Origin of the sequence: Nocardioides sp. JQ2195, from assembly GCF_012272695.1 — a bacterium.
GTDB lineage: Bacteria > Actinomycetota > Actinomycetes > Propionibacteriales > Nocardioidaceae > Nocardioides.
Window position 1 is genome coordinate 498,133 of record NZ_CP050902.1, and the last position, 21,652, is coordinate 519,784.

Genomic DNA, 21,652 nt, shown 5'->3' on the forward strand with positions numbered 1-21,652 from the left:
GACCTGAGATGACCAGCGACCCCCGAGCAGTGCCCCACCAGGAAGGGCCACGCCGCGCTGCCTACGCGGCGCTGCTGGCGTGCTCGACGCTGGGCACCCTCTCCAGCACGATCATCAGCGCTCCGATCAACGTGATCGCCGAGTCGGTGGGCGCCAGCGCCAGCGGGATCGTGCTCGCGGTCAGTGCGTTCACGCTGTCGATGGTGCTCTTCGCGCCCGCCTCCGGGTGGCTGTGCCAGCGCTTCGGCTCCCGGCTGGTGCTCGGCTCCTCGCTCGCAGTGATGATGCTGGCCGGGGTGGGTGCGTCGTTGAGCCAGGACCTCACCCAGCTCGTGCTGATGCGGGCGCTCCAGGGCCTCGGCTGCTCGGCGATCCCCACCGCCGTGCAGCAGGTCCTCGGTCGGCACTGGCCCGAGAACCGGGCTCGGGTGATGGCTGCCTGGGCCTCGGCGATCGGCGTCGGGCAGGCCATCGGGCCGCCGATCGGCGGCTTGATCGCCGACGGCCTCGGCTGGCGCTGGGTCTTCGTCACCCACGCCTCGCTCAGCCTCCTCCTGCTGGCCCTCGTCGTCGCCCTGGTCCCCCCGGTCGCGCCCAGCCCCACCCGGCTGCACGTCTCGGGGCTGATGACGCTGGTCGTGGGCGTGGGCTCCCTGGTCGGCGCCTTCGCCTGGGCCGGGCAGCACCGTTCCTGGGGAGTGGGCGTCGCCTTCGTCGTGGTGGGTGCCGTGGCCCTGCTGCTGCACGGGATGATCGCCCGCCGCAGCGAGCGCGCGTTCGTCGACCCCGGCCACCTGGCCGATCCCCGCTACCTGGCCAGCACCGCGGCGGCCGGCACGGTGATGTGCGCCCTGGGAGTCGCGATCACCGCGACGCCGCTGCACCTGGGCCGCGACGTCGGGCTCGGCCCCGGCCACATCGGCCTGATGATGCTGACCCTGGCCGTGCCGCTGACCCTCTTCGCCCCGATCACCTCCCGGCTGTCCGAGCGCTTCACCGCCGTGCGCACCCTGCGCGTCGGCCTGGTGGTGATGTCCGCCGCGCTGGTCGGCCTCGGCGTGGCCTTCGCCCTCGACCAGGACTCGCTGCTGCTGACCGCGGTCCTCCTCGCGGTCACCGGCTGCGCGATCGGCGCCGGCCAGGCCACCTCGGCCCACGTGCTGATGACGTCGTCGGCCGCCTCCCACGGCACCGCGCTCGGCGTCTCCAACATGATCCGCTTCGCAGGCCTGGCCGTCGGCTACTCCTGGGTCGCCGCCACCTGGTCGCCCGACCGTCTCCTGCTCGTCTACTCCGCCCCCGTCGTGCTGATCGCCGCCACCTGGCTGCTCGCCGGCGCGGCGCGCTCCGACCGCCCCGACCACACCGGGCGCACCTCGCCCGCACCCGAAAGGACCCTCGTCGATGACACCCACTGAACCCCTGCCCGGGCCTCGGGCCGGACTCCGTGCCGGGCCGCTCGCCGGTCTGCGGATCGTCGAGGTCTCCAGCTTCGTCGCCACCCCGCTCTGTGGGCTGACCCTGGCCCAGCTCGGCGCCGAGGTGATCCGCGTGGAGCCCATGGGTGGTGGCCCCGACCGCACCCGGTGGCCGCTCACCGGCGACGGCACCAGCCTCTACTGGAACGGGCTCAACCCCGGCAAGCAGGCGATCGAGGTCGACTTCACCAGCGCCGAGGGACGTGGGCTCGTCGCCGACCTGGTCGCCGACTGCGGCATCCTGGTCACCAACACCGAGCGCTGGCCCGAGCTCACCCACACCGCGCTGAGTGAGCGCCGCTCCGACGTGATCACCGTGCTGCTCACCGGCAAGCACGACGGCGGCACCGCGGTCGACTACACCGTGCAGGCCGGCTCCGGCTTCCCGCTGATCACCGGGCCCACCGAGCACGACGGACCGGTCAACCACCTGGTGCCGGCATGGGACCTGGCCGCCGGCCTCTATCTGGCCGTCGGCCTGCTCGCCGCCGAACGGCGCCGCGTCGAGGCAGGCGAGGGCAGCGAGGTGCGGGTCGCCCTCGAGGACGTCGCCCTGGCCGCCGCCGGGCACCTCGGCTATCTCGCCGACGCGATGATCAACCCAGGCTCCGAGCGCACCCCCGACGGCAACTATGTCTACGGATCGTTCGGGCGCGACTTCACCACCGCCGACGGTTCCCGCTTCATGCTGGTCGCGCTCACCCCGCGCCAGTGGTCCGACCTGCGCTCGATGACCGGACTCGGCGACGTCATCGACACCCTCGGCGAGGCGCTCGGCGCCGACTTCAGTGACGAGGGCGACCGCTATCGGCACCGTGCCGTTCTCGCCGGCCTGGTCTCCGAGTGGTTTGAACGCCACACCGCGGCCGAGGTCGAGACAGCACTCGCCGAGACCCGCATCCTCTGGTCGCCCTACCGCACGTTCGCCGACCTGGTCGCCGACGACGCCCACATCCTGCGCGAGCACCCGCTGTTCGACAGCGTCGACCAGCCCGGTGTCGGCAGGTTGTTGGCTCCCGGCTCGCCGGTGTACGTCGATCGGTCCAGCGGGCGTCCCCGCCCCGCGCCCGCCGTCGGGCAGCACACCCGGGACGTGCTGGTCGACGTGCTCGGCCTGGACGCCGAAGAGGTCTCCGACCTGTTGGCCAGCGGCGTCGTCCGCACCGCACCCGCCGCCGACGCGCCCGCCAACGCGCCCGCCGCCGCACCCGCCGCGAGCACCACCACCGCTTCTCCCACCACGAAGGCCGAGGTCGCCTGATGACTGCCGCCACCGCACGCACCCTCCTGTTCGTCCCGGGCGATCGGCCGGAGCGCTTCGACAAGGCCGCCGCAGCCGGGGCCGACCTGGTCGTCCTCGACCTCGAGGACGCCGTCGCACCCGACGCCAAGGACAAGGCCCGCGACGCCGTCGTCGACTGGCTGCGCGCCACGACCACGCCGTCCGCCGTACGCATCAATGCCGTGGACAGCCCGTGGCACGCCGCCGACCTGGCCGCGCTGGGTGTCGTGGTCGGGTCCGGTCGCGAGTGCGCGGTGATGCTGCCGAAGGCACAGGACCCGACGCTCGTGGCCGGCACCGTCGCCGCCCTCGGGGACGGGGCAGCCGTGGTCGCGCTCCTCGAGACCGCCCGCGGCATCCTCCGCGCCGAGCAGATCGCCGCCGTGCCGGGTGTCTGCCGCCTGGCGATCGGCACCTACGACCTGGCCAGCGAGCTCGGCGTCGACCCCGACGAACCCGTCGCGATGGCCGCCGCCCGCGGCGCACTGGTGCTGGCCTCCGCGGCCGCCGGGCTGGTCGGGCCGGTCGACGGGGTCACCGGCGACGTGCGCGACAGCGAGCGCCTCGTTGCCGACGTACGTCGTGCAGCCGCGCTCGGCTTCGCCGGCAAGCTCTGCATCCACCCCGCCCAGGTCGTCCCGACCGCCACCACGCTCGCCCCCGACGCCGACGAGGTCGCGTGGGCCGAGCGCATCGTCGCGGCGGCCGAGGCCGCCGGAGACGGCGTGATCCTCGTCGACGGCCGGATGGTCGACCGCCCCGTGGTCGACCGGGCCCGCCACATCCTCACCACCACCAACGGAGGCAACTCATGAGCACGCTCACCCCTGACGAGAAGGACATGGTCGCGCTGGTCGCGGACTTCGTCGACGACCGCGTGCGGCCCAACGTGCGTGACTACGAAGCCAGCGACACCTATCCCGAGGAGTTCATCGAGGAGATGAAGAAGCTCGGCTTCTTCGGGCTCCTGGTGCCCGCCGAGCACGGCGGCGTCGATGTCAGCACCGCCTGCTTCGCGCGGGTGACAGAGGAGCTGGCCCGCGGCTGGATGAGCCTGGCCGGCGCGATCGGCGGGCACTCGGTGATCTCCTACCTGGTCCGCACGTTCGGGACCGAGGAGCAGAAGGCGAAGTACCTCCCCGCGATGGCCGACGGCAGCATCCGCGCGACGATGGCGCTGACCGAGCCGTCCGGTGGCAGCGACCTGCAGGCGATGCGCACGTACGCCGTCCGCGACGGCGACGACTACGTCATCCGCGGCTCGAAGACCTGGATCTCCAACGCCCAGCACGCCGGCCTGATCGGGCTGCTGTGCGTGACCGACCGCGACGCCGAGCCGGCCCACCGCGGGATGAGCGTGATCCTGGTCGAGCCCGGCGACGGTCTCACCGTCTCGGCGAAGATCCCCAAGCTCGGTTACCGCGGCGTCGAGGCCTGCGAGCTGGTCTTCGACTCCATGCGTGTGCCGGCCAGTGCCGTGCTCGGCGGTGAGCCGAACATCGGTTGGGGCCACATGATGCGTGGTCTCGAGGTCGGCCGGATCCAGGTCGCCGCGCGCGCCGTCGGCGTCGCCCAGGCCGCCCTCGGCGACGCGGTCACCTACGCCCAGGAGCGCGAGTCCTTCGGCAAGCCGATCTGGAAGCACCAGTCGGTCGGCAACCTGATCGCCGACATGGCCACCAAGGTCCGCGCCGCCCGGCTGATGACCGTCGACGCCGCCGAGCGTCTCGACGAGGGCAAGCGCGCCGACATGGAGGCCGGGATGGCGAAGCTGTTCGCCTCTGAGGCCGCCATGGAGGTCGCCCTCGACGCGATCCGCGTGCACGGCGGCTACGGCTACTCGCGGGAGTACGACGTCGAGCGCTACTTCCGCGACGCCCCGCTGATGATCGTCGGCGAGGGCACCAACGAGATCCAACGCAACGTCATCGCGGCCCAAGTGGTGGCCCGCGACAAGGCTCCCCACTCCGCTTCGAACCGCCTGGCCTCCGACAACCTGAAGGGCAAGAACTGATGAACCTCCTCGAGAACAAGACCGCCGTCATCACCGGTGGGGCCCAAGGCATCGGCCTCTCCATCGCCGAGGCGTTCATCGCCCAGGGCGCCCGCGTCGTGCTGGCCGACCTCGACGGCTCGGCCGCCGAGCTGGCCGCGAAGGGCCTCGGTGGCTCCGACGTGGCCGTCGGCATCGCCTGTGACGTGGTGAAGGCCGCCGACGTCGAGGCTGCCCTCGACCTCGCGGAGTCGGCCTTCGGCTCCCTCGACATCGTGGTCAACAACGCTGGGATCACTCGCGACGCCACCATGCGCACGATGACCGAGGAGCAGTTCGACCAGGTCATCTCCGTGCACCTGAAGGGCTGCTGGAACGGCACCCGCCTGGCCGCCGCGCGGATGCGTGAGGTGAAGGCCGGCTCGATCGTCAACATCTCCTCGCTCTCCGGCAAGGTCGGCATGATCGGCCAGACGAACTACTCGGCCGCCAAGGCCGGCATCGTCGGGATGACCAAGGCGGCGGCCAAGGAGATGGCGCACCACGGCGTCCGCATCAACGCGATCCAGCCCGGGCTGATCCGCTCCGCGATGACCGAGGCGATGCCGCAGAAGGCCTGGGACGGCAAGATGGCCGAGATCCCGATGGCCCGCGCCGGCGAGCCCTCCGAGGTCGCCTCGGTCGCCGTCTTCTATGCCTCCGGCCTCTCCTCCTACATGACCGGCACGGTCGCCGAGGTGACCGGCGGACGGTTCATGTGATGTCAGCCGATCCGCTCGCGGGCTGGTCGCCGCACCCGGTGACCACCGAGGAGCACGTCGACCCGGGTCGGGTCGCTGCCCTGGCCGCCCTGCTCGAGTCGGGGGCGCCGGTGCCCGGTGAGGGCGACGACCTGCCGCCGTTGTGGCACTGGGTCGCGCTGCCGACGTGGCCGTCGTCCTCGCAGATCGGGCTCGACGGTCACCCGCACCGTGGCGGGCTGTTGCCGCCGCTGCCGCAGCCCCGGCGGATGTTCGCCGGCGGCTCGCTCGACCTGCACGCCCCGCTGCGTGTGGGGGAGTGGGTCCGACGCGAGGCGATCGTCGAGTCCGTCGACCAGAAGCGTGGTCGCAGCGGCGACTTCGCGGTGGTCCGGGTGCGTCACACGCTGCGCGGCCCCGAGGGCGACGTACGCATCGAGGAACGCCAGGACCTGGTCTTCCGGGACGGGCCGTCGGTGGTCGACAGTGGCGCTGCGGTCGAGCCGGCCTCGGAGCTCTCGCCGGCCGGGCCGCCCCTGCGCCCGCGCTCCGGCGTCGACGCGGGTGCCCGGCCCTCCGGCGCGGACGCGGGTGCTCGGTGGGACGTGGTCACCGACCCGACCCTGTTGATGCGGTTCAGCGCGGTCACCGCGAACCCGCACCGGATCCACTACGACTGGCCGTACGCGACCCGTCGCGAGGGCTACCCCGGACTGGTCGTGCACGGGCCCCTCTCCACCCTGTTGCTGGCAGAGGCACTGCGGCTCGGCTCGCCGGAGTCCACCCCGTCCCGGCTGCAGCACCGCAACCGGGCACCGCTGTTCTGCGGGCAGCCGGCGGAGATCGCGCTGACCTGCGCGGACTCCACACCGGACGCGGCCGCGGCCTCCGCCGAGGTCGTCATGCGCGACGCCGACGGCCAGGTCCTGGTCACGCTCTCGGCCTGACCTCCGGCCTGCACCTGTCCCATCCGGCCGTACCCCGCCCGTCTTCCCCCGGATCCACCCCGCCCGTCTTCCCCCCGATCCACCCCGCCCATCGAGCCCTGTTCCACCCGCCCGTCTCCATCGTTCTCACCTTCCACCCGAAAGGCACTGCCATGAGCTCCCGCGATGTCGTCATCTGCGAAACCGTCCGCACCCCGATCGGCCGCTACGGCGGAGTGTTCAAGGACGTCACACCCGTCGACCTGGGCGTCACCGCGTTGCAGGGCCTGCTCGCCCGCACCGGCATCGACCCCGAGCGGATCGACGACGTGATCCTCGGCCACTGCTACCCCAACGCCGAGGCGCCCGCGATCGGCCGCGTCGTCGGCCTCGACGCCGGTCTCCCCGTCACCGTCGGGGGCCAGCAGGTCGACCGACGCTGCGGCTCCGGCCTCCAGGCAGTCATCAACGCCGTCATGCAGGTCGGCAGCGGTGCCAGCGACGTCGTCGTCGCCGGTGGTGCCGAGTCGATGAGCCAGGTGGCCTTCTACTCGCTCGACATGCGTTGGGGCGGAGCCCGCTCCGGCGTCCAGATCCACGACGGCCTGAACCGTGGCCGGCAGACCCCCGGCGGGCGCTTCCACCCGGTCCCCGGCGGCATGCTGGAGACCGCGGAGAACCTGCGTCGCGAGTACAAGATCAGCCGTGAGGAGCAGGACGAGCTCGCCGCCCGGTCGCAGCAGCGCGCCGTGGCCGCCCAGGAGTCCGGCATCCTGGCCGAGGAGATCGTCCCGGTCACCATCCCCTCGCGCAAGGGCGACGTGGTCGTCGACACCGACGAGCACCCGCGCGCCGGCACCACGGCCGAGTCGCTGGCCAAGCTCAGGCCGATCCTGTCCCAGGACCCCGGGTCGACCGTCACCGCCGGCAACGCCAGCGGTCAGAACGACGCCGCCGCGATGACGCTGGTCACCACGGCCGACCGCGCCGAGGAGCTCGGCCTGACGCCGCTGGTGCGCCTGGTCAGCTGGTCCGCGGCCGGCGTGCGGCCCGACGTGATGGGGATCGGTCCGGTCCCGGCAACGGCGGCCGCGCTCTCGCGTGCCGATCTGACGATCGCCGACATGGACGTCATCGAGCTGAACGAGGCCTTCGCCGCCCAGGCCCTCGCCGTGATGCGGGAGTGGAAGTTCACCGACGAGGACCACGAGCGCACCAACGTGCACGGCTCCGGCATCTCCCTCGGCCACCCGGTCGGCGCGACCGGCGTTCGCATGCTGGGCACCCTGACGCGTGAGCTGCACCGTCGTGAGGCCCGCTACGGCCTCGAGACGATGTGCATCGGCGGCGGCCAGGGTCTCGCCGCGATCTTCGAGCGGATCGCCTGATGGCGCCCCGCGTGCTGGCCTCGATGGACGAGGTCCAGCAGGTCCTCGACGAGCCGCTGGGCACCACCGAGTGGGTCGAGGTCGACCAGGAGTCCGTCGACCGGTTCGCCGACCTGACCGGAGACCACCAGTGGATCCATGTCGATCCCGAACGCGCCGCGTCGTCGGCGTACGGCGGCACGATCGCGCACGGCTACCTCACGCTGGCCAGGCTGCCGGCCTTCGCGGCGACCCTCTATCGCCTCGAGGCGGGGGAGTCGAGGCTCAACTACGGCGTCAACAAGGTCCGGTTCCCTGCGCCCGTCCCGGTGGGCTCCAGGATCCGTGCCACGCCAACGATCGTGGGCATCCGCGAGGTCCCTGCCGGCGACCAGGTGACGGTGCGGTGGGTGGTCGAGTGCGACCGCGCCACCAAGCCCGTCTGCGTCGCGGAGACGCTGACCCTCGTGGTGACGAAGTCGAACTGACCAGTAGGTGACGTCCGCCTGCATTTATATCGCAACGTGCACAAATGGTGTCCGGATTTGGTGTTGGACGTGCATCACAAACCGGACTTAGCGTGAGTGCGGTCACAAGGCCGGCCAGCCCCACCAGAACGACAGAATCCACCAAGGAGCCCCCCACCATGTCGAACACCCGGTTCAACCCCGATGAGAGGATGGCGAGGAAGGCCGGCATCGCCGCCTTCGTCGGCACCACCATCGAGTGGTACGACTTCTACATCTACGGCACGGCCTCGGCCCTGGTCTTCGGTCCGCTGTTCTTCAGCAACGCCGACCCGGCCGTTGCCACGTTGCTCTCCTTCGCCACCTTCGCGGTCGGCTTCCTGACCCGCCCGGTCGGTGGCGTCGTCTTCGGTCACCTCGGCGACCGGATCGGTCGCAAGCAGGCCCTGATCATCACCCTGATGCTGATGGGTGTCACCACCTTCGGTGTCGGGCTCCTCCCGACCTACGCCAGCATCGGCGCCCTGGCCCCGATCGGGCTGATCTTCCTGCGCCTCCTGCAGGGCCTCGCCGTCGGTGGCGAGTGGGGCGGTGCGGTGCTGATCGCCACCGAGCACACCACGAAGGACCGCGGCTACCTCTTCGGTGCCTTCGCCCAGCAGGGCTCACCCGCCGGCCGCATCCTGGCCACGCTCGCCTTCCTCGCCGTCACCAGCCTCCTGCCCGAGGAAGCCCTGCTCGAGTGGGCCTGGCGCATCCCGTTCCTGTTCTCCGCCGTGCTCGTCATCGTGGGCCTGGTGATCCGGTTGCGACTCGAGGAGTCGCCCGAGATGGAGAAGCTGAAGAAGAGCCAAGCCACCGCGAAGGTTCCCGTCCTGGAGCTCTTCCGCAGCAACAGCCGCGAGGTCACCCTCGGTGTCTTCTCCATCCTCTGTGTGTTCGTGGTCGTCTACGCCCGGGACACCTTCGCCCTCTCCTGGGCCACCAAGGACCTCGGCTTCACGCGTGACTCGTTCCTCTCGATCATCCTGGTCGCCAGCGTCCTGCAGTTCTTCGTGCAGCCGTTCGGAGCCCTGCTGACCACCAAGTTCGAGGTCCGCAAGCTGGTCACCCTGCTGCTCGCCATCGAGATCCCGGCACTGGCCGGCATGTTCATGCTGATCGCGACCGGCAACTACTGGCTGGCCATGCTCGGCGCCGTCGTCGCCACCGTCCCCGACGTGATGTTCTACTCGGTGATGGCCGGCATGCTGGCCCAGGCCTTCCCGACCCGGGTGCGCTACACCGGCATCTCGGTCGCCTACGGTCTCTCGGGCGCACTGTGCGGCATGACCCCGCTGATCCTCCAGTGGCTGCTCGACTCCTCCGGCACGGTCGTGCTCCCGGTCATCTTCGGTGTGGTCACCACGTTCATCTCGCTGATGGCCTCGCGTGCCCTGCTCAAGCGGACGTTCGGCAAGGACGCCGACGCCCCTACGACGCCCGACCACGGTCAGCGTGAGGTGACCCCGGTCGGCTGATCCCTCCTCCCGCTCACGCAGCGCGCCCGTCACCGAAGCCTCGGTGGCGGGCGCTCCGCGTTCGTCTGCAGCCCCTGTGGTGAGGGCGGCGTCTGCGATCATCGGTTGCCATGGACACCTCACCGCGCAGCCATGCAGGATCCCTGCTCGTCCGCGCCACGCCAGACGAGCTCTACGCGTTGGTCTCCGACGTGACCCGCACCGGCGAATGGTCGCCGGTCTGCCGGGAGTGCTGGTGGGACGAGGGCGACGGGCCCCGGGTCGGAGCCTGGTTCACCGGGAGGAACGTCGTGCCCGGACGGACGTGGGAGACCCGGTCGCAGGTCATCGTCGCCGATCCCGGTCGGGAGTTCCGCTGGGCGGTGGGGAGGGACTACGTGCGCTGGGGCTATCTGATCGAGGCCGGCGACCAGCCCGGGACGTCGCTGCTGACGGAGTCGTGGGAGTTCACGACCACCGGCCAGGAGTTCTTCGTCGAGCGGTACGGCGAGGAGGCCCCGCCCCAGGTCGAGAACCGCACCGCGGCGGCCCACGAGGGGATCCCGGCCACACTGGCCGCGATCAAGCGGATCGCCGAAGCAACCTGAGGCCTGGTCGGTGCTAGGTGCTAGCACCCGATCCGGGACCCGGCATGGGCCTGTCCGACGAGGACTGGGCGCGGTGGACCAATTGGTCCACCGCGCCCAGTGCTCAGCCGACTACTGCTGAGGACGTGCCTGGCCCGACGTCCGGCCTCGTTCCTCGGCCTGGTCGGTCACCGCAGTGTCAGGATGCCTCGCGCTCGGCGACCAGGTTGAGCGCGATGTCCATGATCATGTCCTCCTGGCCACCGACCAACCCGCGGCGACCGCACTCCATCAGGATGGTGCGGACGTCGAGGTCGTGCTGCGCGGCAGCGGTCTCGGCGTGGCGCAGGAAGCTGGAGTAGACCCCGGCGTACCCGAGCGTCAGCGTGGCCCGGTCGACGCGCACCGGACGGTCCTGGAGCGGGCGGACGATGTCGTCGGCGGCGTCCTGCAGCGCGAAGACGTCGGAGCCGTGCTTGTAGCCGTAGATGTCGGCGACGGCGATGAACGCCTCGATCGGGCAGTTGCCGGCGCCGGCACCGTGGCCGGCGAGCGAGGCGTCGACACGGTAGATGCCGTTCTCGACGGCGACCACGGAGTTGGCCACCGACAGCGAGAGGTTCTCGTGCGCGTGGATGCCGATCTCGGTCCCGGGGTCGAGCACGTCGCGGTAGGCCTTCGCCCGGGCCTCGACGTCGGGCATGGTGAGCCGTCCGCCGGAGTCGGTGATGTAGACGCAGTGCGCGCCGTAGGACTCCATCAGCTTGGCCTGCTTGGCCAGCTCCTCGGCGGGCGCCATGTGGCTCATCATCAGGAAGCCGGAGACGTCCATGCCGATCTCACGGGCGGTGGCGATGTGCTGGGCCGAGACGTCGGCCTCGGTGCAGTGCGTGGCCACGCGCACCGAGCGGACGCCCAGGGCGTAGGCCTGCTTGAGCTCGGCGATGGTGCCGACTCCGGGGAGCAGCAGGGTGGTGAGGCGAGCGTTGACGATCGACTCGGCCGCGGCCTCGATCCATTCCCAGTCGGTGTTGGACCCGGGGCCGTAGTTCACCGAGCCGCCGGCCAACCCGTCACCGTGGGCCACCTCGATGGCGTCCACGCCGGCGGCGTCGAGCGCGCTGACGATGCGGCGTACGTCGTCGGGGCTGATCCGGTGCCGGATCGCGTGCATGCCGTCACGCAGGGTGACGTCCTGGATGAAGATTTCCTTGCTCATCGGGTGCTCTCCTGCTGTGTGTTCGCCTTCTGGGCCGCGATCCGCTCGGCGACCTGCAGGCCGGCGGACGTCATGATGTCGAGGTTGCCGGCGTATGCCGGGAGGTAGTGGGCCGCGCCCTCGACCTCCAGCATCACCGTCACCTGGTGGGTCGGGCGCGTGGTCGCGCCCTCCGCGAGGAGGGTCTCGACGGGCTGGTCGTCGGGGATCGGATTGATCTGCACCTGCTGCTTCAGGCGATAACCCGGCACGTATGCCGACACGTCGCCGACCATCTTCTCGACCGAGGCGCGGATCTCCTCGTGCACCGACTCGTCGGGTGCGTCGACCAGGCAGAAGACGGTGTCGCGCATGATCAGCGGCGGCTCGGCCGGGTTCAGGATGATGACGGCCTTGCCGCGCTGGGCGCCACCGACCGTGGTGATCGCGTGGGAGGTGGTCTCGGTGAACTCGTCGATGTTGGCGCGGGTGCCGGGACCGGCCGACTTCGAGGCGATCGAAGCCACGATCTCGGCATACTGCACGGGCACGACACGGGAGACCGCGGCGACGATCGGGATCGTCGCCTGGCCGCCGCAGGTCACCATGTTCATGTTCTGCGCGTCGATGTGCTCGTCGATGTTGACCGCCGGCACGACGAACGGGCCGATCGCCGCGGGGGTCAGGTCGATCATCCGCTTGCCGAGGGGTGCGAGGCGCTCGTTGTTGTCCACGTGGGCCTTGGCGGAGGTGGCGTCGAAGACGATCTCGATGTCGTCGAAGCCGTCCATCGCGACCAGGCCCTCGACACCGTCGGAGGTGGTCGGGACGTTGAAGCGCTCGGCGCGGGCCAGCCCGTCGGAGGCGGGGTCGATGCCGACCATCGCGCCCATCTCGAGGTGCTGCGACTGGCGCATCACCTTGATCATCAGGTCGGTGCCGATGTTGCCGGAGCCGATGATGGCGACCTTGGTCTTGCTCATGAGTTGTTCTCCTGATCGGTGGACGTGGCGTCTGTGCTCGGCTGGGCGAAGCGGGCAGTGACCGTGCCCAGGCCGGTGATGGTGGCGGTGACGACGTCACCGGGGGAGACCGGGCGCATCGGGCCGAGGGCTCCGGAGAGGATCACCTGTCCCTTGCGCAGTGGCTCACCGAAGGTGCGGGCCTGGTGGGCCAGCCAGGCCACCGCGTTGAGCGGGTCGCCCAGGCAGGCGGCGCCGTCGCCGGTGGAGACCTCGTCGCCGTTGATGGTCATGCTCATCGTGACGTCGAGCGGGTTCACCTCGTCGAGGGACTTCGCCTCGCCCCCCAGCACGTAGAGGCCGGAGGAGGCGTTGTCGGCGACGGTGTCGGCGAAGGAGATGTCCCAGTCGGTGACCCGGCTGTCGACGATCTCGAGGGCGGCGACGACCTGGCCGATCGCGCCCCTGATCTGTGCCTCGTCGAGCGGGCCCTCGGCCAGGTCCTGCTCCAGCACGAAGGCCACCTCGGCCTCGACCTTGGCCTGGATCAACCGGCCGGCCGGGATCTCGGCGCCGTCCGCACCGTCCACGTCGGAGAAGGCCATGTCGTCGAAGAGCACGCCGAAGTCGGGCTGGTCGACCCCGAGCTGGGTCTGCACGGCCTCGGAGGTGGCGCCGATCTTGCGGCCCACGATCCTTGCCCCGCGCTCGGTCTTCGCCGCGTTGAGCTGCTCCTGGACCTGGTAGGCCGCGGCGACGTCGTCGCGACCGATCAGGTCGCGGACCGGTGCGCAGGCCACGCCGTCGAAGTGCGCTGCGATCAGTCGGTCGGCCGCCTCCTTGACGGTCTCCGCGGACACCTCGGTCGTCGGGACCTCGCCGGTCTCGGCGGGGACGGTGTAGGGGCTGCTCATGCTGCGACTCGCTGACTCTAGGGAACTGTCAGGGTGAACTCTGCGCTGTCCCACCGGGATCGGCCACTGGAACGTCTCGCTGAGCGGTACGCTTTGCTGGGAGGTTTTTCACGGCGATGGTGGACCAGGTCGATCTCGACACCGTGCTCGGCAAGGCGGTGACGATCCTGCGTGCGTTCCGGGCCGACGACCAGGCCCTGCCGCTGGCCGAGCTGGTGCGACGGACGGGCCTGCACAAGGCCACCGTGCACCGGTTGGCCGGCGAGCTGGTCAGCGTCCGACTGCTCGACCGCGTCGAGCGTGGCTACCGGCTCAGTGGAGGACTCTTCGAGCTCGGCATGCGGGCGTCGGTCGAGCGGAGCCTGATCGAGGTCGCGATGCCGTTCCTCCAGGACCTCTACGAGCGCACGCACGAGACCGTGCACCTCGGCATCCATGAGGGACACGAGGTCGTCTACGTCGTGAAGATCGGTGGGCACCGGCAGGCCAGTGCGCCCTCGCGCCCGGGGGGTCGGATGCCGTTGCACTGCACGGCCATCGGCAAGGCCCTGCTGGCCTGGGCAGGCGACGACTTCCGCCAGGAGGTGCTCTCCGGCCCGTTGCCACGGCGTACGCCGCGCACCGTGGTGGCGCCCGGCCTGTTGCGGCGCCAGCTGACCGCCGTCGTGGAGCGTGGTGTCGCCTTCGAGCACGAGGAGTCCGCCGTCGGGTTGGCGTGTGTGGCTGCGCCGGTGCTGGACAGCCACGACCAGCCGCTCGCGGCGGTCAGCATCACCGGGCCGGTGACCAGGTTCCGGCCCGAGGCGCACGCCGACGAGGTGCGCGCCGCGGCCGCGGGTATCGCCGCGACGATCGCGCGTCGGCAGGCTCTCGCGTAGCGGACACCCGGCAGGCTCGGGATGTCCTGGCGGCACGACAGGGGACGTCTCGTTGCGACGCACCGCGGCGCGGCGGTGTGCCTGTCGGACCGATCGGTGCGTCAGAGAGAGGCCCTGATGTCCTCGGCGATGATCCAGCCCATCCCGAAGGCTGACAGGAGCCCGTTGCCCGAGCTGTAGCCGTCGGACGACGGCCCGGCCAGGCCGCACGCGGTGCCGCCTCCTGCGTACAGCCCCGGGATGGGTCGGTCGCGTGCATCCAGGACCCGGCCCCGGAGGTCGATGACGACACCGCCCTGGGTGGCCAGCACGCCGTGGGTGACGCGGGCCAGGTGGAAGGGAGCCTCGAGTCGGCGGCGACCCGGGACCGGTTCGAGCGCCGCTCGGGCGACGGGCACCGTCACCCGCAGCCCACGGGCCAGGTCGGTCAGCGACGCTGCGTCGCTGATGGCACCGGAGTCGAGGCAGTCACGCATCATCTCCGACTCGCGGGTGGCGGCCATGGCGGTGGCGTCCCACACCATCGTGGCCCGCTCACCCGGCAGCTGCTGCAGGATCCCGGCCATGGACGAGTAGCCGTGCGCCTCCTCGTCGACGAATCGGTCACCGTCGTCGTTGACCAGCACTGCGCCGTTGAACGGGAGCGCGGGAGAGACCCGGGTGCCGTGACCGACGACGACCAGTCCCGAGCGCAGGGCGGCGCCCATGTTGCGCAGTTGCGCGCCGATCGGGAGCACCCAGGCGAGGGCGTCACCGGTCGCGGTGGCGACGCCGCCGTTGTGCGGTTCACCCAGGTGGCCCAGGTGTTCCTTCATCAGGATCGGGTCCTGGGCGAACCCGTCGGTGGCCAGGACCACGCGGTCGGCGCCGACCCGTTGGGTGCTGCCGTTCTGACGAACCTCGACCCCGACCACTCGGTTGCCGTCGAGCAGCAACCCCTGCACGGGTGCCTCGTCGACGAACGCGACGTTGGGCAGGCCGGCGAGCAGGCCGCGCAGGTGCTTGACCAACCGCCCGCCGCCACGTCGTCCGGTGTCGGTGTGCAGGCGTGGCACCGACATCCCGGCGCGCGGCATGTCGCTGCCGATCTCGATCGGGTAGCCGGAGTCGGCGATCCACTCGACCATCGTGGGAGCGACCCGGCACAGGGCCTCGACCACGGGACGCCACTCCTCGTCACCACTGGCGGCCAGGATGTCATCGGCGTGCTGCTGGGGCAAGTCATCGATCCCGGCAGCCACTTGGAAGCGGGTTCCCCCGGCGGCCAACGAACCGCTCGAGATGGCGGCGTTGCAGCCCTCACGGGTGGACTTCTCGAAGACCGCGACGACGAGGTCGGGGTCCTGTGCGAGCCGCAGCGCGGTCATCATCCCGCAGGCTCCACCGCCGGCCACCGCGACATCCACCTCGAGGTCGAAGGCAGTCACCCCAACCCCTGCGGAATGCCGTAGAACGAGCGAGCCGCATCGACCAAAGGGCGTTCGGGTCGGGAGCCGAAGAAGCCGACCCGTGAGGGATGCAGGCCAGTGGCCGCGAACTGCGCCGCCCGCAGCTCGGCGACCCGCACGCACGTGCCCAAGGAGTCCAGCACCGGGACATCGTCGACCCGGGACACTCCCTGGTCGGCGAGGAACACGTTGAGCGGGCCCTCACCGGGCACGACCACCGTGGCGCCATCGGCGATGGCCCGGCGGGCCGCCGTCCGGAAGGCGTCCAGCAGGGGCTCCGGATCGTCGTACGCCGCCATCACGTCGGTGAACGCAGCGTCGACCTGCGTGATGGGCCCGACCAGCGCGTCCAGCCGGTAGTTGCGCAGGTTGCGTCGGAGCTGGGGCTCGAGGGCGGCGATGAAGTTGACGATGCCGACGCAGTCGCCGAGCTGCGCGGCCATCAGCACCGACGTCTGCCCGAAGGTCACCACCGGGATGTCGACCAGGGTGCGCACCTCCTCGAACGCAGTGTCGGGGATCGTCGCGATCAGGAACGCGTCGTACCCCTCGTCCTGCGCACGCAGGGCGGCCTGGACGAACTGCTCCTTGTGCAGCCCGGCGAGGTAGGCGTGACCGATGTGCGTCCCCGGATAGTCGGAGGGATAGGTACCGGGCTGCATCCCGTGCAGGTCGACCTTGGTGCCCGGCGCCGCCTGGGCGGCCAGGTGACGCGCCAGCGCGTCGCGGTAGTGCGGCACGTCGTCGAGGACGGTGAAGCTCTGGTGCCAGATCCGCATGTCAGGCCCCCGCCCCGGCGAGCTGCGACCCGGCCGCCGCAGCTGCGCCTGCCCCGGCGATGCGGCCGAACGTGGCGCCACGCAGCACCGACGTCGATCCGGTGTAGTTGGAGTAGTACAGTCCGAGAACCTGGTCGAGCTCGCGAAGGGTTGCGACGTCCTGGTGCACGAGGTCATCGACGAGGACTGGGTGGCCGAGAGCATCAACGCGCTTCCGGCTCCTCCGGAGGTGAAGGAGGCCTACTTCAACCACATGATCGGCGCGCACACCACGATCGAGCAGGTCGGCGACGTCGCGGAGCGGGCCGGGGCGGCGACCTTGGTGCTCAACCACTTCGTCCCGGGAGAGCCGGAGCGTCCGCGGTGGCGCAGGGCGTCGCGCGGGTTCAGCGGCCGACTCGTCGTGGGAGAGGACGGGATGGACATCGGAGTCCGCCGGTGAGGACCAGCCTCGTGGCAGGCCGCCACTAGTCTGCGCACATGACCTGGCAGCCGAAACTGGTGGCGTTGGACGTGGACGGGTGCCTGCTGGAGTGGGAGCCGGGGACCGACAAGTCATCCGAGTTCGTCGCTCCCGCGGTTCGCGAGGCGGTTGCCCGCGTCGTGCGCACCGGCGTACCCGTCGTGCTCGCGTCGGGGCGCTCGCCGCTCGGGTTGGTGGACGTGGCTCGCCTCGTGGACCTGCCGGAGCCCGGGTGGGTGGTCGGCTCCAACGGCGCGGTGGTCGCGCGCACCGGGCCGCTGGCGGTGGTGCAGGCAACGACCTTCGACGCGCGGCCGGCGGTCGAGGCGGTGCTGGCGCGGTTCCCTGACGCGATGGTCGCGGTCGAGGAGCCGGGGCTGGACTACCGGGTCAGCCGGGAGTTCCCGCGCGGGGAGCTGTCCGGAGGGTCGGTGGTGACGGCGCCCTCAGCTCTCGGTGCTCGGCCGGCCTGCCGGGTGATGGTCCGGCAGCCGGAGGACGACTCCTCGTCGCAGGACCTGCACGTCCTCGCCGCCGATCTGGGGCTGACCGGCACCGACTACGTGGCGAACCTGACCAGCTGGCTCGACATCTCTCCCGCCGGGATCTCGAAGGCCTCCGCGTTGGCACACGTCGCGTCGAGCCTGGGCGTCGCGGCGGTCGACGTGCTCGCCATCGGCGACGGGCGCAACGACATCGAGATGCTGCGGTGGGCCGGTCGCGGTGTGGCGATGGGTCAGGCGGTCCAGGACGTGCACGACGCCGCGGACGCCTCGACGCTCGGCGTGGGGGAGGACGGTGTGGCGGTGGAGCTGGCCCGCTGGTTCTGATCCGACCCCCCGCCCCCGGTTCGGCCACCGTCGGCCAGGGCCGACGACCGAGTCAGTAGGGTGACAGCGTGATCGATGACTGGGCCACCCGGCGGACGTATCGCTGGTGCGACTGGTCGCTGGCCGACCTGATGGCGGCCAAGGCTGCGACCAAGGTCAGCCTGGTGATGCCGGCCCGCAACGAGGCAGCCACCGTCGGCGAGCAGGTCACCCGGATCCGCGCAGCGCTGGTGGACACCGTCGAGCTGCTCGACGAGATCGTGGTGATCGACTCCGACTCCACCGACGACACTGCCTCGATCGCCAGCGACGCGGGAGCCGTCGTGCACCGCGCCGCCGACATCCGGCCCGACCTCGGCTGGCGCTCCGGCAAGGGCGAGGCGATGTGGAAGTCGCAGTTCGTCACCTCCGGAGACGTCATCGTCTTCATGGACGCCGACCTGCTCGAGTGGGACACGCACTTCGTGCCGGGGCTGCTCGGCCCACTGCTCACCGAGCCCGACGTCACGCTGGTCAAGGGCTTCTACGAGCGCCCCATGCTCGAGGGTCCGTCCGCGTCGTCCTACGACGGCGGCAGGGTCACCGAGCTCGTCGCCCGCCCCCTGATCGCGCTGCTGTTCCCCGAGCTGCGCGGGCTGGTCCAGCCGCTCGCCGGCGAGTGGGCGGTACGCCGCGACTGGTTCGCGCAGCTCTCCGTGCCGACCGGCTACGCCGTCGAGCTGGCCGCCCTCATCGACACCCTGCGCGGTCCGGGTCCCGACGCGATCGCCCAGGTCGACCTCGGTCGCCGCGCGCACAGCCACCAGGCACTGCTGGACCTCGGCGCGATGGCCACCCAGATCCTCGCCGCCGTGCAGGCTCGTGTGGGCCTGCCAGCCGAAGGCTCGGTCGACCTGCAACAGTTCGTGCCCGGCACCGACGGCGTTGCTCCGAGGACGCGCTCGGTCGACACCGTCGAGCGCCCACCCCTTGCCTCACTCGACCCGACCGGGGAGTCAGCATGACCCTCAAGCTGGGACGCCAGTCGTTCTCCGACGACACCTCGCTGATGATGGCGATCGTCAACCGCACGCCCGACTCCTTCTACGACAAGGGCGCCACCTGGGCCGAGGACCGCGCCTTCGACCGCGTGGCGCAGGTCGTCGACGAAGGCGCTGAGATCGTCGACATCGGCGGCATCAAGGCCGCTCCGGGAGTCGAGATCGACGCTGCCGAGGAGATCAGCCGGGTCGGGTCCTTCGTCGGACGCGTGCGCTCGGCCCACCCCTCGCTGGTGATCTCGGTCGACACCTGGCGTGCCGAGGTGGGCCGCGCGGTCTGCAGCGAGGGCGCCGACCTGCTCAACGACGCCTGGGGTGGCGCCGATCCCGGGCTGGTCGACGTGGCCGCCGAGTTCGACGCCGCAATCATCTGCACCCACACCGGCGGCGTCACCCCACGCACCCGCCCGCACCGCATCGAGTACGCCGACGTGGTCGCGTCCGCGGTCGCCGACACCACGGCGTACGCCGAACGGGCGCTGGCCGCCGGAGTTGCCCGCGAGTCGATCGTGATCGACCCGGCCCACGACTTCGGCAAGAACACCTTCCACTCCCTCGAGGTGACCCGGCGGCTGTCGGAGATGGTCGACACCGGATGGCCCGTGCTGGTCTCGCTGTCGAACAAGGACTTCGTCGGTGAGTCCCTCGACCTGCCCGTGGGTGAACGCCTGATCGGCACGCTCGCCGCGACCGCCTTCTGTGCCCAGGCCGGCGCCCGCATCTATCGCGTGCACGAGGTCGTCGAGACCCGGCAGGTGGTCGACATGGTCGCCACGATCATGGGGTCTCGCCTGCCCGCCCGGGTGACGCGGGGATTGGCATGACGTCCTGGAACGCGGTCGTCGTCCCGTCCACACCGTTGATGATCTCGCGGCTGGGGGTTCGTCCCGACCCAGATCCCGGCCCAGATCCCGGCCCTGCGCCCGGCGCTGCCCCGCCCGGGCCCCCGCCAGCTCCCGCAGAGACCGGGTCGCCAGCGTCGTCCGGCGACGCGGTCCCGGCTTCCTCGCCCCGATCTGCTGGGACGGCGGACCCACTGGGCGAGGTCCGCGCCCTCGCGATGGATGCCGTGCACTGGCTGGTCGCCACCTCTCCTTCGCGCGTCGTCGTGCTCACCGCGCCTGCCGACCCGGCCAACGTCGCCCGCGGAGTCACGTCGCCGCTGGGGGAGCGGGTGGCCCGGGCGTTGCTGTCGGCCGCAGGCTTCGCCGGTGTCGTCGTCGTACCGGAGCTCGGGTCGCCGTCCGCCGGGTCGCCGTCCGCCGGGTCGCCGTCCGCCGGTTCGCCGGACGCCGGGTCGCCGTCCGCCGGTTCGCCGCCCGTGCCTGAGTCGCTCGAGCTGCTCGCGGGTGACGCAGTCCTCGTGGTCGGCGACGGGTCCGCCCGCCGGGGGGAGAAGGCCCCCGGCCACCTCGACGAGCGGGCCTTCGACTTCGACTCGTCGATCGAGAAGGCACTCGGGTCCTGCTCTGCGGCCGCGTTGGCGGACCTCTCAACGGTGCTGGGCGAGGAGCTGCTGGCTGCCGGCGTCCCGGCCTTCCGCGTCCTCGGCTCCCTGCCCGGGGCCTCGGCGCACTCCGGCGTCGTGGACTACTCCGGCGACCCGCTCGGTGTGCAGTACTGGATTGCGAGGTGGACATGCGTGCCCTGATCCCCGGTCGCGAGACGGACACGGGACGACCCGTTCGACCGGCGACGGACGTCTCGTCGGACGGACGGGCCGCAGTCACGACCGCCTCCGACCTCACCGACGACCAGCTCACCGAGCTGTACGCCGCCCCGAGGAGGCCGTGGTTGCGGGTGAACTTCGTCAGCACCGTGGACGGCGCCGCCACCGGCGCGGACGGCCGCAGCGGATCGATCAACAACCCGGCGGACAAGCGGGTCTTCCACCTGCTGCGCAGGCTGTGCGACGTGGTGGTCGTCGGAGCCGGGACCGCACGTGCCGAGGGTTACAAGCCGGGGCGTACGCCGATCTGCGTGGTCAGCCTCAGCGGGTCGGTGCCGGAGACTCTTCGAGGTGCGGCTCCCGGGCGGGTGCTGATGGCAACCGTCTCCTCGGCGCGGGGACTGGCCGAGGCGCGCTCGTTGCTGGGCGAGGAGAACGTGATGGAGCTGGGCGCGGACCAGGTCGACCTCGAGGCGCTGAAGTCCGAGCTGTCCGGCCGCGGGTTCGACGACCAGCTCTCCGAGGGCGGGCCGCACCTGTTCGACGGCATGCTCGCAGCCGGTGTGGTCGACGAGCTGTGCGACACCCAGGTGCCGCTGATGGTCGGTGGCACGCACACGCGGATGACCGCGGGACTGCCCCTCGACGTCCGTCTCTCGTTGGAGACCCTGCTCGAGGAGAACGGCACCCTGCTCGCTCGCTGGTTCGTCTGAGCCACCGGGCTGTGGTCTCGACGAGCGGCCTGGTTCCTTGGTCTGCTCGACCACCGGAGAGTCATTGTGTGGGTCCTGACCTGTCTGGTGAGTCAAGACCCACACAATGATTGAACCCGCCTGCCAGCCCGCGTGCGTCGAGCGGACGTGTGCGCATCTGGCTGCACGCCTGCCGTCCACCAGTTGCTTCGGCAACAGGACGGCGTGATCAGCCGCCGGCAGGCGCTCGCCTCAGCGACTGGTCGTTGAGCTCGACGGAAGGCTCTTCCACGACACGGCGATCCAGCGTGACATCGACCTCGAGCGCGACCTCGATGTGGCCGCCGACAATCGCGACAGCGTGCGCCTGGGGTGGGGGCAGTGCGTGCAGCGTCCGTGCTCGACCACCGGAGAGTCATTGTGTGGGTCCTGACCTGCCT

The 21,652-nt window shown here is 71.1% G+C and carries 23 protein-coding genes; 17 read left to right on the forward strand and 6 right to left on the reverse strand.

Features of this window, described 5'->3' with window-relative positions; all coding sequences use genetic code 11:
- The first annotated feature begins 8 nt into the window (after nucleotides 1-8).
- From ncot_RS02335 to ncot_RS02380, 10 genes are all read left to right on the forward strand, one after another.
- Nucleotides 9-1,418: an MFS transporter gene (locus ncot_RS02335; RefSeq protein WP_168616161.1), complete on the forward strand. Its 1,410-nt coding sequence runs from the start codon at nucleotides 9-11 to the stop codon at nucleotides 1,416-1,418.
- A complete protein-coding gene (locus ncot_RS02340) occupies nucleotides 1,405-2,739 on the forward strand; it encodes a CoA transferase (RefSeq protein ID WP_168616162.1) in 1,335 nt (444 codons plus the stop codon). Before ncot_RS02335 ends, ncot_RS02340 begins: the two co-directional genes overlap by 14 nt.
- Entirely contained in the window at nucleotides 2,739-3,575 is an 837-nt protein-coding gene (locus tag ncot_RS02345; protein ID WP_168616163.1) for a CoA ester lyase, read from the forward strand. The genes ncot_RS02340 and ncot_RS02345 overlap by 1 nt, the downstream gene beginning before the upstream one ends.
- The gene (locus ncot_RS02350; RefSeq protein WP_168616164.1) at nucleotides 3,572-4,774 is read left to right on the forward strand and encodes an acyl-CoA dehydrogenase family protein; all 1,203 of its coding nucleotides are present in this window, start codon (nucleotides 3,572-3,574) and stop codon (nucleotides 4,772-4,774) included. The genes ncot_RS02345 and ncot_RS02350 overlap by 4 nt, the downstream gene beginning before the upstream one ends.
- On the forward strand, nucleotides 4,774-5,514 hold the full coding sequence (gene fabG / locus ncot_RS02355) for a 3-oxoacyl-ACP reductase FabG (protein WP_168616165.1): 741 nt from the start codon (nucleotides 4,774-4,776) through the stop codon (nucleotides 5,512-5,514). Before ncot_RS02350 ends, fabG begins: the two co-directional genes overlap by 1 nt.
- The gene (locus ncot_RS02360) at nucleotides 5,514-6,440 is read left to right on the forward strand and encodes a MaoC family dehydratase N-terminal domain-containing protein (protein WP_168616166.1); all 927 of its coding nucleotides are present in this window, start codon (nucleotides 5,514-5,516) and stop codon (nucleotides 6,438-6,440) included. The genes fabG and ncot_RS02360 overlap by 1 nt, the downstream gene beginning before the upstream one ends.
- A gap of 152 nt (nucleotides 6,441-6,592) precedes the next feature.
- Nucleotides 6,593-7,807, forward strand: a complete 1,215-nt coding sequence (locus ncot_RS02365; RefSeq protein WP_168616167.1) for an acetyl-CoA C-acetyltransferase — start codon at nucleotides 6,593-6,595, stop codon at nucleotides 7,805-7,807.
- Nucleotides 7,807-8,274 carry a MaoC family dehydratase gene (locus ncot_RS02370; RefSeq protein WP_206065088.1) on the forward strand — a complete coding sequence of 156 codons (468 nt, stop codon included), beginning with the start codon at nucleotides 7,807-7,809 and terminating at the stop codon, nucleotides 8,272-8,274. Before ncot_RS02365 ends, ncot_RS02370 begins: the two co-directional genes overlap by 1 nt.
- Before the next feature lie 158 nt (nucleotides 8,275-8,432).
- A complete protein-coding gene (locus ncot_RS02375; protein ID WP_240938028.1) occupies nucleotides 8,433-9,773 on the forward strand; it encodes an MFS transporter in 1,341 nt (446 codons plus the stop codon).
- 110 nt (nucleotides 9,774-9,883) lie between these two features.
- Nucleotides 9,884-10,360: an SRPBCC family protein gene (locus ncot_RS02380; protein ID WP_168616168.1), complete on the forward strand. Its 477-nt coding sequence runs from the start codon at nucleotides 9,884-9,886 to the stop codon at nucleotides 10,358-10,360.
- 178 nt (nucleotides 10,361-10,538) lie between these two features.
- Here the strand turns inward: ncot_RS02380 and dmpG are convergent, their stop codons facing one another.
- From dmpG to ncot_RS02395, 3 genes are read right to left on the reverse strand one after another with little or no spacing between them, the layout of a single operon-like run.
- The gene (gene dmpG, locus ncot_RS02385) at nucleotides 10,539-11,558 is read right to left on the reverse strand and encodes a 4-hydroxy-2-oxovalerate aldolase (RefSeq protein WP_168616169.1); all 1,020 of its coding nucleotides are present in this window, start codon (nucleotides 11,556-11,558) and stop codon (nucleotides 10,539-10,541) included.
- A complete protein-coding gene (locus ncot_RS02390) occupies nucleotides 11,555-12,520 on the reverse strand; it encodes an acetaldehyde dehydrogenase (acetylating) (RefSeq protein WP_168616170.1) in 966 nt (321 codons plus the stop codon). The genes dmpG and ncot_RS02390 overlap by 4 nt, the downstream gene beginning before the upstream one ends.
- The gene (locus ncot_RS02395; RefSeq protein WP_168616171.1) at nucleotides 12,517-13,413 is read right to left on the reverse strand and encodes a fumarylacetoacetate hydrolase family protein; all 897 of its coding nucleotides are present in this window, start codon (nucleotides 13,411-13,413) and stop codon (nucleotides 12,517-12,519) included. The genes ncot_RS02390 and ncot_RS02395 overlap by 4 nt, the downstream gene beginning before the upstream one ends.
- Before the next feature lie 116 nt (nucleotides 13,414-13,529).
- Here ncot_RS02395 and ncot_RS02400 point away from each other — a divergent pair, with 116 nt between their 5' ends.
- On the forward strand, nucleotides 13,530-14,291 hold the full coding sequence (locus ncot_RS02400) for an IclR family transcriptional regulator (protein WP_168616172.1): 762 nt from the start codon (nucleotides 13,530-13,532) through the stop codon (nucleotides 14,289-14,291).
- Nucleotides 14,292-14,392: 101 nt separating this feature from the next.
- On the opposite strand, the gene ncot_RS02405 is transcribed toward ncot_RS02400, so the two are convergent.
- The 3 genes from ncot_RS02405 to ncot_RS02415 are packed head-to-tail and all read right to left on the reverse strand — an operon-like array spanning nucleotide 14,393 to nucleotide 16,687.
- The gene (locus tag ncot_RS02405) at nucleotides 14,393-15,718 is read right to left on the reverse strand and encodes an FAD-binding protein (protein WP_240938029.1); all 1,326 of its coding nucleotides are present in this window, start codon (nucleotides 15,716-15,718) and stop codon (nucleotides 14,393-14,395) included.
- Nucleotides 15,715-16,518: an aspartate/glutamate racemase family protein gene (locus ncot_RS02410; RefSeq protein WP_168616173.1), complete on the reverse strand. Its 804-nt coding sequence runs from the start codon at nucleotides 16,516-16,518 to the stop codon at nucleotides 15,715-15,717. Before ncot_RS02410 ends, ncot_RS02405 begins: the two co-directional genes overlap by 4 nt.
- 1 nt (nucleotide 16,519) lies before the next feature.
- Nucleotides 16,520-16,687: a hypothetical protein gene (locus tag ncot_RS02415; protein WP_168615745.1), complete on the reverse strand. Its 168-nt coding sequence runs from the start codon at nucleotides 16,685-16,687 to the stop codon at nucleotides 16,520-16,522.
- Between ncot_RS02415 and ncot_RS02420 the strand changes: the two genes are divergently transcribed.
- The 6 genes from ncot_RS02420 to ncot_RS02445 all read left to right on the forward strand — a co-directional run bounded on the left by ncot_RS02420 (nucleotide 16,682) and on the right by ncot_RS02445 (nucleotide 21,233).
- Complete coding sequence (locus ncot_RS02420; protein ID WP_168616174.1) at nucleotides 16,682-16,960, forward strand: hypothetical protein; 279 nt, start codon at nucleotides 16,682-16,684, stop codon at nucleotides 16,958-16,960. The two genes, ncot_RS02415 and ncot_RS02420, sit on opposite strands and share 6 nt — an antisense overlap.
- A 38-nt stretch (nucleotides 16,961-16,998) precedes the next feature.
- Nucleotides 16,999-17,811, forward strand: a complete 813-nt coding sequence (locus tag ncot_RS02425) for an HAD family hydrolase (protein ID WP_168616175.1) — start codon at nucleotides 16,999-17,001, stop codon at nucleotides 17,809-17,811.
- 68 nt (nucleotides 17,812-17,879) lie between these two features.
- Entirely contained in the window at nucleotides 17,880-18,815 is a 936-nt protein-coding gene (locus tag ncot_RS02430) for a glucosyl-3-phosphoglycerate synthase (RefSeq protein ID WP_240938030.1), read from the forward strand.
- Nucleotides 18,812-19,675 carry a dihydropteroate synthase gene (folP, locus tag ncot_RS02435; protein WP_168616176.1) on the forward strand — a complete coding sequence of 288 codons (864 nt, stop codon included), beginning with the start codon at nucleotides 18,812-18,814 and terminating at the stop codon, nucleotides 19,673-19,675. Before ncot_RS02430 ends, folP begins: the two co-directional genes overlap by 4 nt.
- Nucleotides 19,676-19,911: 236 nt before the next feature.
- Nucleotides 19,912-20,502: a hypothetical protein gene (locus ncot_RS02440; protein ID WP_206065090.1), complete on the forward strand. Its 591-nt coding sequence runs from the start codon at nucleotides 19,912-19,914 to the stop codon at nucleotides 20,500-20,502.
- A complete protein-coding gene (locus ncot_RS02445; protein WP_168616177.1) occupies nucleotides 20,490-21,233 on the forward strand; it encodes a dihydrofolate reductase family protein in 744 nt (247 codons plus the stop codon). The genes ncot_RS02440 and ncot_RS02445 overlap by 13 nt, the downstream gene beginning before the upstream one ends.
- Nucleotides 21,234-21,652: the final 419 nt, after the last annotated feature.

What these genes read in the sequence shown, in the direction of transcription:
- ncot_RS02400 (WP_168616172.1), top strand. Translation starts at nt 13,530, where the DNA reads ATGGTGGACCAGGTCGATCTCGACACCGTGCTCGGCAAGGCGGTGACG.
- ncot_RS02445 (WP_168616177.1), top strand. Translation starts at nt 20,490, where the DNA reads ATGCGTGCCCTGATCCCCGGTCGCGAGACGGACACGGGACGACCCGTT.
- ncot_RS02365 (WP_168616167.1), top strand. Translation starts at nt 6,593, where the DNA reads ATGAGCTCCCGCGATGTCGTCATCTGCGAAACCGTCCGCACCCCGATC.
- ncot_RS02380 (WP_168616168.1), top strand. Translation starts at nt 9,884, where the DNA reads ATGGACACCTCACCGCGCAGCCATGCAGGATCCCTGCTCGTCCGCGCC.
- ncot_RS02375 (WP_240938028.1), top strand. Translation starts at nt 8,433, where the DNA reads ATGTCGAACACCCGGTTCAACCCCGATGAGAGGATGGCGAGGAAGGCC.
- folP (WP_168616176.1), top strand. Translation starts at nt 18,812, where the DNA reads ATGACCCTCAAGCTGGGACGCCAGTCGTTCTCCGACGACACCTCGCTG.
- ncot_RS02390 (WP_168616170.1), bottom strand. Translation starts at nt 12,520, where the DNA reads ATGAGCAAGACCAAGGTCGCCATCATCGGCTCCGGCAACATCGGCACC.
- fabG (WP_168616165.1), top strand. Translation starts at nt 4,774, where the DNA reads ATGAACCTCCTCGAGAACAAGACCGCCGTCATCACCGGTGGGGCCCAA.
- ncot_RS02425 (WP_168616175.1), top strand. Translation starts at nt 16,999, where the DNA reads ATGACCTGGCAGCCGAAACTGGTGGCGTTGGACGTGGACGGGTGCCTG.
- ncot_RS02340 (WP_168616162.1), top strand. Translation starts at nt 1,405, where the DNA reads ATGACACCCACTGAACCCCTGCCCGGGCCTCGGGCCGGACTCCGTGCC.
- ncot_RS02360 (WP_168616166.1), top strand. Translation starts at nt 5,514, where the DNA reads ATGTCAGCCGATCCGCTCGCGGGCTGGTCGCCGCACCCGGTGACCACC.
- dmpG (WP_168616169.1), bottom strand. Translation starts at nt 11,558, where the DNA reads ATGAGCAAGGAAATCTTCATCCAGGACGTCACCCTGCGTGACGGCATG.
- ncot_RS02370 (WP_206065088.1), top strand. Translation starts at nt 7,807, where the DNA reads ATGGCGCCCCGCGTGCTGGCCTCGATGGACGAGGTCCAGCAGGTCCTC.
- ncot_RS02345 (WP_168616163.1), top strand. Translation starts at nt 2,739, where the DNA reads ATGACTGCCGCCACCGCACGCACCCTCCTGTTCGTCCCGGGCGATCGG.
- ncot_RS02335 (WP_168616161.1), top strand. Translation starts at nt 9, where the DNA reads ATGACCAGCGACCCCCGAGCAGTGCCCCACCAGGAAGGGCCACGCCGC.
- ncot_RS02410 (WP_168616173.1), bottom strand. Translation starts at nt 16,518, where the DNA reads ATGCGGATCTGGCACCAGAGCTTCACCGTCCTCGACGACGTGCCGCAC.
- ncot_RS02440 (WP_206065090.1), top strand. Translation starts at nt 19,912, where the DNA reads ATGGATGCCGTGCACTGGCTGGTCGCCACCTCTCCTTCGCGCGTCGTC.
- ncot_RS02395 (WP_168616171.1), bottom strand. Translation starts at nt 13,413, where the DNA reads ATGAGCAGCCCCTACACCGTCCCCGCCGAGACCGGCGAGGTCCCGACG.
- ncot_RS02350 (WP_168616164.1), top strand. Translation starts at nt 3,572, where the DNA reads ATGAGCACGCTCACCCCTGACGAGAAGGACATGGTCGCGCTGGTCGCG.